The organism is Komagataeibacter kakiaceti JCM 25156 (genome assembly GCF_000613305.1).
Map to the genome: position 1 here is coordinate 1 of NZ_BAIO01000043.1, position 11185 is coordinate 11185.

Annotated in this window: 8 protein-coding genes and 5 pseudogenes; 10 read left to right on the top strand and 3 right to left on the bottom strand. The window is 62.0% G+C overall.

Features of this window, described 5'->3' with window-relative positions; translation table 11 throughout:
- Nucleotides 1–453: 453 nt before the first annotated feature.
- From JCM25156_RS21615 to JCM25156_RS04955, 9 genes and pseudogenes are all read left to right on the top strand, one after another.
- Nucleotides 454–933, top strand: a pseudogene (locus JCM25156_RS21615) (MSMEG_0572/Sll0783 family nitrogen starvation response protein).
- Between the two features lie 24 nt (nucleotides 934–957).
- Nucleotides 958–1932 (top strand): Nit6803 family nitrilase, encoded by a 975-nt coding sequence (locus tag JCM25156_RS04920; protein WP_025812333.1) that lies wholly within the window; start codon nucleotides 958–960, stop codon nucleotides 1930–1932.
- Entirely contained in the window at nucleotides 1929–3035 is a 1107-nt protein-coding gene (locus JCM25156_RS04925; RefSeq protein ID WP_025812334.1) for an MSMEG_0568 family radical SAM protein, read from the top strand. Before JCM25156_RS04920 ends, JCM25156_RS04925 begins: the two co-directional genes overlap by 4 nt.
- Nucleotides 3035–3597 (top strand): annotated as a pseudogene (locus tag JCM25156_RS21620) (MSMEG_0567/Sll0786 family nitrogen starvation N-acetyltransferase). The gene JCM25156_RS04925 and the pseudogene JCM25156_RS21620 overlap by 1 nt, the downstream one beginning before the upstream one ends.
- On the top strand, nucleotides 3594–4568 hold the full coding sequence (locus tag JCM25156_RS04935) for a sll0787 family AIR synthase-like protein (RefSeq protein WP_025812335.1): 975 nt from the start codon (nucleotides 3594–3596) through the stop codon (nucleotides 4566–4568). Before JCM25156_RS21620 ends, JCM25156_RS04935 begins: the two are co-directional and overlap by 4 nt.
- Nucleotides 4565–5743 carry an MSMEG_0565 family glycosyltransferase gene (locus tag JCM25156_RS04940; protein ID WP_025812336.1) on the top strand — a complete coding sequence of 393 codons (1179 nt, stop codon included), beginning with the start codon at nucleotides 4565–4567 and terminating at the stop codon, nucleotides 5741–5743. Before JCM25156_RS04935 ends, JCM25156_RS04940 begins: the two co-directional genes overlap by 4 nt.
- The gene (locus tag JCM25156_RS04945) at nucleotides 5731–6018 is read left to right on the top strand and encodes an MSMEG_0570 family nitrogen starvation response protein (RefSeq protein ID WP_025812337.1); all 288 of its coding nucleotides are present in this window, start codon (nucleotides 5731–5733) and stop codon (nucleotides 6016–6018) included. Before JCM25156_RS04940 ends, JCM25156_RS04945 begins: the two co-directional genes overlap by 13 nt.
- Nucleotides 6019–6034: 16 nt before the next feature.
- Nucleotides 6035–7280 (top strand): annotated as a pseudogene (locus JCM25156_RS21625) (MSMEG_0569 family flavin-dependent oxidoreductase).
- Between the two features lie 14 nt (nucleotides 7281–7294).
- Nucleotides 7295–9067 (top strand): AMP-binding protein, encoded by a 1773-nt coding sequence (locus JCM25156_RS04955; RefSeq protein ID WP_025812338.1) that lies wholly within the window; start codon nucleotides 7295–7297, stop codon nucleotides 9065–9067.
- Nucleotides 9068–9107: 40 nt separating this feature from the next.
- On the opposite strand, the gene JCM25156_RS30760 is transcribed toward JCM25156_RS04955, so the two are convergent.
- The 3 genes and pseudogenes from JCM25156_RS30760 to JCM25156_RS21635 form a co-directional block, all read right to left on the bottom strand.
- A complete protein-coding gene (locus tag JCM25156_RS30760; protein WP_227000963.1) occupies nucleotides 9108–9275 on the bottom strand; it encodes a hypothetical protein in 168 nt (55 codons plus the stop codon).
- The gene (locus JCM25156_RS21630) at nucleotides 9262–9699 is read right to left on the bottom strand and encodes an SDR family oxidoreductase (RefSeq protein WP_242402479.1); all 438 of its coding nucleotides are present in this window, start codon (nucleotides 9697–9699) and stop codon (nucleotides 9262–9264) included. The genes JCM25156_RS30760 and JCM25156_RS21630 overlap by 14 nt, the downstream gene beginning before the upstream one ends.
- Before the next feature lie 110 nt (nucleotides 9700–9809).
- Nucleotides 9810–10459 (bottom strand): annotated as a pseudogene (locus JCM25156_RS21635) (SOS response-associated peptidase).
- Between the two features lie 264 nt (nucleotides 10460–10723).
- Between JCM25156_RS21635 and JCM25156_RS21640 the strand changes: the two are divergent.
- Nucleotides 10724–11185: pseudogene (locus JCM25156_RS21640) on the top strand (ImuA family protein); the annotation flags it as partial.

The following is an 11185-nucleotide window of genomic DNA, read 5'->3' on the forward strand; positions in this document are numbered from 1 at the left end:
TGCTCGGATCGCACTCGGCAGCGCGCCGGATGCCGCAAGTCTTGAGGAATCCCTGCATGGGGTTCTCTCGGTCCTGCAACACAAACGCTCACCCGCTTCGCCGATATTGTGTGACCTGCGCGCAGTCTCTGGAATCGATGGGAACATCTGATTTCGGGGCGCGCCATGCGGGCACATGGAAAAACAAAAAGGCACTTCATTCACGACTGCGTGATTATAAAATCAAGCTAAAACAGATCCTTATGGATGCTCCTTACGATTGTATGGTTGTCGTATATTTTTTGTATGTCTCTGTCTTGGCAGGATGGCGGCATGTGATCTGGTTTGAGCCGTTTGTACCCTTTCCATAAGACATACAATATTTTGGCTCTCTGCCATCCGTGCCACGTTTGCCTCGGCAACGCGGTCAGTCCCGGCTCCCTGCCGGAGACCGCAGCACACGGGAGATATACCATGCCGAAAGTCGAACACGCTCCGTACAAAGACGGCGATTGCTTCGTCAATTATGAAAACAAGGTCTTTGAGGACGTCAAAGCCAAACCCGGCGAAAAAGCTCATCACCTTCCACACCGTCGCCAATGAAGGCTCGGTCGGGTTCGTCAACCTGCTGCAGGCCACACGCCTGATCCGCAAGGGCTTCGAGACGTCGGTGCTGCTGTACGGACCGGGTGTCACCCTTGGTGTGCAGCGCGGCTTTCCCCGTCTGGGCGACGAAGCCTTTCCGGGGCACATGAACTGCAACAAGCAGATCGCGAAAATCCTTGAGGAAGGCGGAAAGGTCTATGCCTGCCGCTTCGCGCTTCAGGCCCTCTACGGCTACGGCGAGCAGAACCTGATCCCCGGCATCACGCCGATCAACCCGCAGGACGTGCTCGACATCATCCTGCTGGCCCGGCGCGACAACGCTTCATCCTCAATACCTGGACCCTCTGAAGGCCCGAGGGAGGACCGCAAGCCATGTCCCGTATCGTTCGCGCCGCAGCGATCCAGATCAGCCCCGTCCTTGGTGACGATGGTCTGGGAACTGCCCGGAAAGTCTGTCAGGCCATCCGCGAGGCCGCCGAAAAAGGCGTGAAACTGGCGGTCTTTCCCGAAACCTTTGTGCCCTATTACCCCTATTTCTCGTTCATCCAGCCCGCCTTCCGCTTTGGTGGCGAGCATCTGGCGCTTTATGAACGCGCTGTCGTCATTCCCGGTCCGGTCACCGACATGGTGGCCGAGGCCGCGCGCCAGACCGGCATGGTCGTGGTGCTAGGTGTAAACGAGCGCGATTTCGGCACGCTCTACAACACCCAGATCATCTTCGACACCACAGGTGAAATCCTGCTCAAACGCCGCAAGATCACGCCCACCTATCATGAGCGCATGGTCTGGGGGCAGGGAGATGGCGCAGGGCTGAAAGTGGTGGAAAGTGCCGCCGGACGCATCGGCGCGCTGGCCTGCTGGGAGCATTACAATCCGCTTGCCCGCTACACGCTGATGACCCAGCACGAGGAAATCCATTGTGCCCAGTTCCCCGGTTCGCTGGTGGGCCAGATCTTTGCCGACCAGATGGAAGTCACCATCCGGCACCACGCACTGGAATCCGGCTGCTTTGTGGTGAACGCCACGGGTTGGCTGACGGAAGAGCAGATCAAGGAAATAGCGGGCGACCCTGCACTGGAAGGGCCGCTGCGGGGTGGGTGCTTCACGGCCATCGTCTCGCCTGAAGGGAAGCTGCTCGGCACACCGCTGACGGAAGGCGAGGGGATGGTGATTGCCGATCTCGACTTCGCCCTGATTACCAAGCGCAAGCGGATGATGGATTCCGTAGGGCATTACGCCCGGCCCGAACTGCTCAGCCTGCTTCAGGACCGGCGGGCCGCCCGCACCGTTCATTACGTTGGGGAAGCCAATCAGGTTCCCACATCTACAGATGAGGCTGCGTCATGACCATTCCGACGCTCGGTACACTTTCTGGTCGCAAGCTCGTCACCGACCTGCAATCCTTCGGACTACAGATTGGCGCGCAGACCGGCGGCATCGCCCGCAAGGGAGGCGCCGGTCCTTCGGATCACAAGACGATCACCATTGCAGGCCAGACCGTCATGGTCCCGGTCTATACATCTGGCGCGCGGCATTCACCATTTCAGGCCAGCCCGCCGGACCAGCACGGGGCCAGCACGCTGCTACGCGATGGGCAGACACTGGGCACGATCCATTTTCCAGCCGCCCCGCGCTTTTATGGCCTGAGCACGGCGGACGGCATTCCCTACTGGAAGATCGCCCTGCTGCATGGCCGTGACACGCTGGCGACCACGGTGCACCAGACCTGCATCCGCTATGCCGACCGGCGCACCTCCTGCCAGTTCTGCGCCATCGGCCAGTCGTTGGAGGCCGATCGCACCATTGCCTACAAGACACCCGCGCAACTGGCCGAGGTCGCCAAGGCCGCCGTGGAACTCGACGGTGTGCGCGACATGGTGCTGACGACCGGCACGCCTAACGTGGTGGACCGGGGTGCGGCCGTGCTGGCGGAATCAGCCCGTGCCATCCGGACGGCTGTGGATCTGCCGCTTCAGGTGCAGTGCGAACCGCCGCGCGATCACGGCTGGTTCGAGCGGCTGCGCGACGCCGGGGCCGACAGCCTGGGTATGCATCTCGAAGCCGCAACACAGGCGGTGCGCGAGAAGATCATGCCCGGCAAGGCCACGGTCAGCGTCGATCGTTATATGGACGCTTTCGCCAGCGCCGTGCCGATCTTCGGGCGCGGACAGGTCAATACCTACATTCTGGCGGGTCTTGGCGACAGTGCCGCAGATATTCTGGCGCTGGCCGAACGGCTGATCGCACTTGGGGTCTATCCCTTCGTGGTGCCGTTCGTGCCCATTTCCGGAACACCACTGGAAAATCACGCGCCGCCTTCGGCCGATTTCATGAAGTCCGTGCTCGCACCACTCGGGCGCATGCTGCGCGAGGCGAACATGAAATCCACCGACATCCGCGCCGGGTGCGGCCGGTGTGGCGCCTGTTCCTCCCTTTCGGCGTACGAATAATGACAGCGATCCTCGAAGACGTGGACGACCGCCCGTTCATCCTACGGAATATGTCGTGCGTCTGGCCCGCACGCCGTGGGAACGGGCGGGCTACCATGCGCTGCGCCGCGACGTGTTCTGCACCGAACAGCAGGTCTTTGCGGATGATGACCGGGACGCAATCGACGCGGTTGCCATTCCCATCATCGCGGCGTGCTGCATGGCGGGCATGCCGGACCGGGTGGTAGGCGCGGTGCGCATCCATGAGGCCGAGTCCGGCGTCTGGCGCGGCTCCCGTCTGGCCGTCCATGAAGACCATCGCAAACTGGGACGGATCGGCGCGGAACTCATCCGCATGGCGGTCAGCACGGCGCACGGGCTTGGCGCCACGCGGTTCCTGGCCCAGGTACAGGAACAGAACGTGCTGTTCTTCCGCCGCCTGCACTGGAAAAGCCTTGGAGCCATGACCCTGCATGGGCTGCCCCATCACGACATGCAGGCTGACCTCTCACGCTATCCGGCGCATGGCCAGGACCAGACCTGGCTGCTGCGCCCGCAGCCTCGTAACCGGCAGGTGGCATGATGGCACACGAACTGACTACACTGCTGCGCACGCTTCGACACGGTCGGGCCCTTGCGGGCAAACAGGATATTGCCGAAACCGTCGCAATTCTTGGTCGGGATACAAGCGATGGTATCCGCCTTGGAGATGACTGCGCCGCCATACCGGATGGCGATGGCTATCTCCTGCTGGCCAGCGAGGGGTTTCAGGACAGCTTCGTGCGCGCCATGCCGTGGTTTGCCGGGTATTGCGGCGTGATGGTCAATGTCAGCGACATCGCGGCCATGGGTGGTCGCCCTGTGGCGGTGGTGGATGCGTTGTGGAGCGATACATCCGAGGCGGCCGCGTCCATTCTGACCGGTCTGCATGAAGGTGCGCGCACCTATGGCGTACCGGTTGTCGGCGGTCATACCAACATGCGCAGCACCCATAATTCGCTGTCAGTCGCGATCCTTGGCCGTGCCTGTCATCTGCTGACCAGTTTCGATGCCCGACCGGGCGAGGTCCTGATCGCCGCCATCGACCTGCGTGGCCGCTGGCATGACCCGCATCCGTTCTGGGACGCCAGTTCCGCGCTGTGCGGCACCGAGGGGGCGGCGCGTCTTCGGGGTGATCTCGCACTTCTGCCCGGCATTGCCGAGGACGGGTTGAGCCGCGCTGCCAAGGATATCAGCATGGCCGGACTGCTGGGCACCGCGCTCATGCTAGCCGAATGTTCGGGTATCGGTATGACCATCACGCTCGATGACATTCCACGCCCCGACGATGCACCAATGGAACGCTGGCTGTCCGCATTCCCCAGCTATGGCTACCTGCTCACGGCGCGCCCCGAAGATGCCGAAGCGATCATGGCCCGCTTTCATGGGCGGGCCATTGCGGCTTCTGTCATCGGTCAGTGTGACAGCACGCAGCGGCTGGATGTCACATGGGCGGACGAGAAAGAAACCTTCTGGGATCTCGCCCGGACGCCGCTCATGGGGTGTGTGCCATGAGCCTCTCCATCGGCATCCTGACTCATTCCACCAATCCGCGTGGCGGCGTGGTGCATGGCATGGCACTGGCCGAAGCCCTGTGCGACGCAGGCCACGACGCCACGCTGATCGCGCCGGACGCGACCGGGGCCGGTTTCTTCCGCACGCCCCGCTGCGCCACAAACTGCATCCCGGCCGTGCCCGAGACCGACCTGCCAACGCTGGTGGAACGCCGCATCGGCGAGATCAGGGACGCCCTGCGTGGGCAGCATTTTGACGTGCTGCACGCGCAGGACCCGATCAGCGCCAATGCACTGGCCGAACTGGTGGAAGAGGGACGGATACCGGGCTTTGCCCGCACGGTCCACCATCTTGACCATTTCACGCACCCGGTCCTTGCCGCGCGGCAGGAACGGGGGATCAGGGCGGCGGCCGAACTGTTTACCGTCAGCACAATGTGGGAAGATGCCCTGCGCAACGACCATGGCCGCGAAGCCCCGGTCGTGGGCAACGGGGTTGATCCCGTGCGCTTCTCGCCCATGCCAACCATGCAGGATACTTCACTGCGGGCACGGTATCACCTGCCTGTCGATCAGCACCTGATCCTGTCCATGGGCGGGATCGAGCGGCGTAAGAACACGCTGTACCTGCTGGAAGCGTTTGTGGCCCTGCGCCGCGAACGGCCGGACGTGCATCTGGTTGTGGTGGGCGGGGCCTCGCTGCTGGATCATTCTGCCTACCGCACCCGATTCATGGCGCGTCTGCGCGAAAGCGGTGCGGCCGATCATGTCACCATCACCGGGCCGGTTGCGGATGAAGACATGCCTTCATTCTACCGGCAGGCGGACGTGCTGGCCTATCCATCCGTAACCGAAGGGTTCGGGCTGTGCCCGCTGGAAGCCCTGGCTTGCGGCACGCCTGTTATTGTGCCGGCAATCGCACCCTTCACGGAGCATTTTTCGGCAACGGATGCGCTGTGGTGCCAACCGGCGCACCCCGACACCTTGTTCATGACGTTGTGCGACGCCCTACGCGTCGAAAGCCGTGACCATTTCCGGGCCAGCGGCCCCGCAACCGCCCGCCGTTTCGACTGGGGCAGCGTCGCCAGCCGTCACCTCCCCGCATACCGGCGTCTGGCGGCGCGGTCGCGCACCGATGCTCTTGCTTCAGGAGTTCTTTCACCATGCCCGAAATGACCTTTCGCGTGCGCTGGCCCGATGGGAAGGAGACTGACTGTTACTCCCCGTCGCTGGTCATAAGGGATCACTTCACGCCCGGTCAGGATTATCCGGTCCGGGAGTTTCTTGAAAAGGCGGACACCGCCCTGACGGACGCCAGCGAGCGTGTTCGCGCCCGCTACGGCTTCCCATGCAGCCGCGCCCTTGGCCAGCTTCAGGCCATAAGGCAGGCCGGTGCGCCCTTCCTGAACCAGTCCGATGCGCAGGTGCGCATCCTGTCTTTCAGTTATTGAGACGAAAAGAACGACCATGACACAGAACGAGAAAAGCATCCCCGTCATCATCGTGGGCGGTGGCCAGGCTGGCCTGTCCCTGAGCTGGTATCTCTGCCGCGAGAAGGTGGAGCACATCGTCTTTGAGGCAAAGACCGCCTGCCATTCGTGGATGATGAGCGCTGGGACAATTTCTGCCTGGTCACACCGAACTGGCAGTGCGAACTTCCCGGTCATCCCTACAAGGGGAAAGACCCGCACGGCTTCATGGTGAAGCAGGAAATCATTGACTACGTGAAGGGATTTGTTGCCTCCTTCAACCCGCCCCTGCGTGAACACACAGCCGTCACCTCCATCACCCGCCATGAAGGTGGTGGCTATCGCGTGGTAGCAGGTGGTGAGACTTGGCACGCGAAACATGTTGTTATCGCATCCGGCGCATATCAGGACGCGGTCATCCCCGGCTATGCCAGCGGCATCGACCCCGCCATTCATCAGGTTCACTCGCAGGATTACCGCAACGCGGCCCAGTTGCCTGAAGGCGCGGTTCTGGTCGTGGGCAGCGGCCAGTCCGGCGCGCAGATTGTCGAGGACCTGTTCCTTGAAAAACGCAAGGTCCATCTCTGTGTCGGCTCTGCCCCGCGCGTCTCACGCTTCTACCGTGGCCGCGACGTTGTGGACTGGCTGGCGGACATGCACTTCTATGACCTGACGGTGGATAATCATCCTTTGCGTGACGGTGCACGCGACAAGACCAATCATTATGTCACGGGCCGAAATGGCGGGCATGACCTTGATCTGCGCAAGTTCGCGAAGGAAGGCGTGGGCCTGCACGGCACGCTGGAGACAATCCGCGATGAAGTGGCGCACTTCGCGCCGGATCTTGCGGAAAACCTTGATGATGCGGACAAGACCAATGCCGACATCAAGAAATCCATCGACGCTATATCGCCCGTGAAGGGATCACGGCCCCGACCGAAGCCCCTTATGTGCCTGTGTGGGAGCCCGATGGCAGTAACACCCCGCTCGACCTGAAGGCTGCCGGGATCACTTCGATCCTCTGGTGCATCGGCTTCCGCCCGAATTATCGCTGGATCGACGTGCCGGTCTTCAATGGGGCCAACAAGCCGGTCTGGCATCGCGGCGTGACCGATGCGCCGGGCTTCTACTTCCTCGGCCTGCCATGGCTGCACACCTGGGGATCGGGACGGTTCTCCGGCGTTTCGCGTGATGCCGCGTGGCTGGCCAGCCAGATCACCGGCAAAGACGTGCCTGTAGCCTGAACGGAGTAACCGCCATGCTTCCATGGACAACATATGAGGCAATGTATGATGCGGCACGGAACCAGCCAGAACAGTTCTGGCTGGCTGCGGCGCAACGCATCACATGGAAACAGGTACCTGTGACTGCATGCAGGACGCGGGCGGATGGCTGGCATGACTGGTTTCCCGACGCCACGCTCAACACCTGCCATAACGCCGTCGACCGGCATGTAGAGGACGGACGCGGCGGGCAGGCGGCGCTGATCTGGCATTCCTGCGCCACAAAGGAACGGCAGGTGGTAACCTACCGGGAACTACAGGACAGGGTGGCCCGGTTTGCCGGTGGCCTGCGCGCGCTGGGGGTAGGGCAGGGCGACCGCGTCCTGATCGCCATGCCGACCATGATCGAAACGACTATTGCCATGCTGGCCTGTGCGCGGATCGGCGCCGTGCATGTGGTGGTTTTCGCCGGTTACGCCGGGCCTGAACTGGCACGACGGATTGATGACGCAGCACCGAAGGTCATCATCATTGCCAGTTGCAGCTTTCAGGGGCAGACGCCCATTCCATCCGCACCTGCCCTGAATGAGGCGCTGGCCAAAACGACGCATAGACCGCAGGCCTGCGTGATCGTGCAGCGTGAAGCCTGTCCGGCATCGCTTCTGCCAGTGCGGGATCATGATTTTCGCACGTTGGAACAGTCCGCACCGGCAGAGCCGGTCACGCTGCGCTCCGAAGATCCCCTGTATATTCTTCACACGTCCGGCACGACGGGCAATGCGAAAGGCATTGTGCGTGACAATGGCGGGCATGCTGTGGCTCTCGCCCTGTCCATGGAGCTGATCTACGGCTGCAAACCCGGCGATACCTTTTTCACCACATCGGACCTGGGCTGGGTGGTTGGCCATTCCTACGGCGTCTATGCGCCGCTGCTCAGCGGCTGCACCAGCGTGATCGTGGAAGGCGGCGCATCGGCTTCCGCTATCCGCGCGCTTTGCCATGAGCACGAGGTGAAATGCCTGTTCACCACACCCACCCAGATGCGCCTCATGCGGCAGGAAAGCCGCAACCTGTCAGGGGCCATCCTGCCAGCACTTGCCCGCATTTTCGTGGCTGGGGAATATGCGGATCCGACATTGCTGGAGTGGGCACGATCCTATTTTTGCAAACCCGTGGTCAATCACTGGTGGCAGACTGAAACGGGGTGGAGCATCACCGCTCATTTTTTTGGCCTGCCCGAGCGCGAGCCGGTCTCGCTCATGAACGACATTGGGCGACCTGCACCGGGATTTCGCCCGGAAATTGTGCCGTCCATACCCGGTGAACAGTGCGGCGAGATTGTCCTTTCTCTGCCGCTGCCGCCCGGCTGTCTGGCTGGCGTATGGAAGGATGGAGCGATCCATGTTCCTACAGCTTACCTGGACGAGACCGGCCAGTATTATCGCACCTTTGACGAAGGCATGATCGAGGCCAGCCGCGCCGTGCATATGCTCGGACGTTCCGATGATGTCATCAAGGTCGCAGGACGGCGGATTTCGGGCGTGCAGGTTGAAAAGATCATCGCCACCCATCCTGCCGTTCATGCGTGTGCTGTCGTCGCAATTCCGGACGAACTGAGAGGGCAGCGACCTATCGCTTATGTGGTGCCAGATCCCGAAGCGGAATACGCGCCTTCTGCCGAGGAAATCGTTGCGCGGGTTAACGCAGTCCTCGGACGCTGGATTGGCCTGAAAGAAGTCCGCTTCGTCAGGCATCTGCCAACCACCGTGTCCGGAAAGATCACGCGGAAGCGCCTGTTGGTCTCCTGACGGAATCACTATGGCGTTCCATTTGTGGAACGGCCAGCCTTCAGATGGCCTGACCACCGGAGACTTTGATCTGCTGCGCGTTGACCCAACAATTGTCCTCGGACAGGAGTGAGGCGATCATCGGGCCAATGTCATCTGGGTAGTCAGGACGGCCAAGTGCGGTGATCTCCGCGATGTGACGGGCGATGTCCGGATTATCCCTGACCATGCCCCCTCAGAAATCCGTCTGGATCGCGCCCGGCGCGACGGTGTTGGCGGCAATACGACAGGATCCAAGTCCCTTGACCATGTAGATACGTCATCACTTCCACCGCCCCTTTCATGGCAGCGTAGGCAATCCGGCCGGGATAAGCAAAGCGCATCAGACCGAATGAGATGTTCGCGATCCGGCCATCTTCCGCGATCAATGGCAGCAACGTCTGCGTCAGGAAAAATGGCCCTTTGGCATGCACGCGATAGGCGGCATCAAAATCTTCTTCGGTCACTTCGCAAAACAACCCGCTACGGGACGTACCGGCCATGTTGATCAGATAATTGAAACGCTCTGCCCCCCATTCGCGCAGCACGCGTCGGATTCCATCGGCGAAGGCAGGAAAGGCGTACGTATCGCCGGTGTCGAGTTGCAGGGCCACCGCTCGGGCTCTGCTGCGATAAACGCGTTGGAGCAAAGGCTCTGCACCCGACTACTGCACCGTTCCACCCGGCACGTCCGGCCAGACAGCTTCTCCGCTAAGAGCGACATTTAATATTTATTTCCCGCAGGAGCATTTACCACCGTTAGGGCGTTATCCACCAAGGGGCGCTGCAGTTGTAGCGCATCGTCCAAGGGCGCCTTTATCCACAGATCCAGTTCTTCCGGCCGGGTCAGGATGACCGGCATGGCTTTCGGGTGAATGGCGCCGACCTCCCGATTGGCCGTGGTGGTCAGGAAGCCGAACAGGTCATCCGTCGTCTCGCCATCCGCCAGTTTCCGCACTGACGTCCACTGGCACCAGATCCCTGCAAAGAAAGCCAGAGGCTCCCCATCGCTACGGGCAAACCAGACGGGCCTGCTGGTCCCATCCGGCAGGCGTTCCGGTTCGGAAAAGGCCGTGAGCGGCACCAGGCAGCGATGCGCGACACCTTCCCAGCGCTTCCACCAGGTCGAGGTCGGATTGCGGATATTGGTCACACCCCGATCGACCTGTGGCCTTTCAGGTAGCCCGGCGGCGTGGGCATGCCCCAGCGCGCCATGACCAGTTCGCGACCATCCGGCGTGTTCCGCACGATGGGCGCCATGGTGTTGGGCCAGATCTCGGGCAGGGGGCAGAGATTGCCGGTGCGGTCGGTCATGACCCTGGCTGCCTCCCGGATCGCCTGCTGGTTGCTGGTCATCGCATAGAGGTTGCACATCACGCCGTCCTTTCGCGAGTCCGAATATGGGTGCCCTGCCGGACGGTATCCACCCTGCAGGACGGGGACGGCTGGACTGTTCCTGATAAACTCCTGCAATCTAGACAGTTTTCATCAAGCCTGGATTGACCGACACGCCTTTACCCGCGTCCGGATCACAGCCGCTTTTCCAGGATGGGTTGACATTCGTCACCGTACCAGAACAAATAACGAACACGATCACTGATTCCGTGCCAGAAACACCCGAATGGACTGTCCGACCCCATGCCCGCACCCGAACCCCGTCCCGCGCTGGAGGCGCTGAGAGCACAGGTCAGCCGCCTCGAAGGCCCAGGGCCGACGCAGGCGGGGCGTGCTGCCCTTCGGCATGCCTGAGATTGACGGTCGTCTGCCGGATGGTGGCCTGGCGCTGGGCGCGCTGCATGAGGTGGCAGGCGGCGGTCATGATGCCCTCAATGCGGCGGCATCCGGGCTGTTTTCTGCCGGAATCGCAGCGCGGACACGGGGCAAGGTGCTGTGGATCGCCACCCGTCAGGACCTGTATGCCCCGGCACTGCAGCAGGTCGGCCTGTCGGCACGACGGACCATTTATGTCGCGGCCAGTTCGGACGTCGATGTCCTGGCCTGTTTCGAGGAGGCATTGCGCCATCAGGGACTGGGGGCGGTCGTGGCCGAGGTCGCCCGCCTGTCCATGACCGCCTCACGCCGCCTGCAGCTGGCGGCCGA

What these genes read in the sequence shown, in the direction of transcription:
- JCM25156_RS04945 (WP_025812337.1), top strand. Translation starts at nt 5,731, where the DNA reads ATGCCCGAAATGACCTTTCGCGTGCGCTGGCCCGATGGGAAGGAGACT.
- JCM25156_RS04955 (WP_025812338.1), top strand. Translation starts at nt 7,295, where the DNA reads ATGCTTCCATGGACAACATATGAGGCAATGTATGATGCGGCACGGAAC.
- JCM25156_RS04920 (WP_025812333.1), top strand. Translation starts at nt 958, where the DNA reads ATGTCCCGTATCGTTCGCGCCGCAGCGATCCAGATCAGCCCCGTCCTT.
- JCM25156_RS04935 (WP_025812335.1), top strand. Translation starts at nt 3,594, where the DNA reads ATGATGGCACACGAACTGACTACACTGCTGCGCACGCTTCGACACGGT.
- JCM25156_RS30760 (WP_227000963.1), bottom strand. Translation starts at nt 9,275, where the DNA reads ATGGTCAGGGATAATCCGGACATCGCCCGTCACATCGCGGAGATCACC.
- JCM25156_RS04925 (WP_025812334.1), top strand. Translation starts at nt 1,929, where the DNA reads ATGACCATTCCGACGCTCGGTACACTTTCTGGTCGCAAGCTCGTCACC.
- JCM25156_RS04940 (WP_025812336.1), top strand. Translation starts at nt 4,565, where the DNA reads ATGAGCCTCTCCATCGGCATCCTGACTCATTCCACCAATCCGCGTGGC.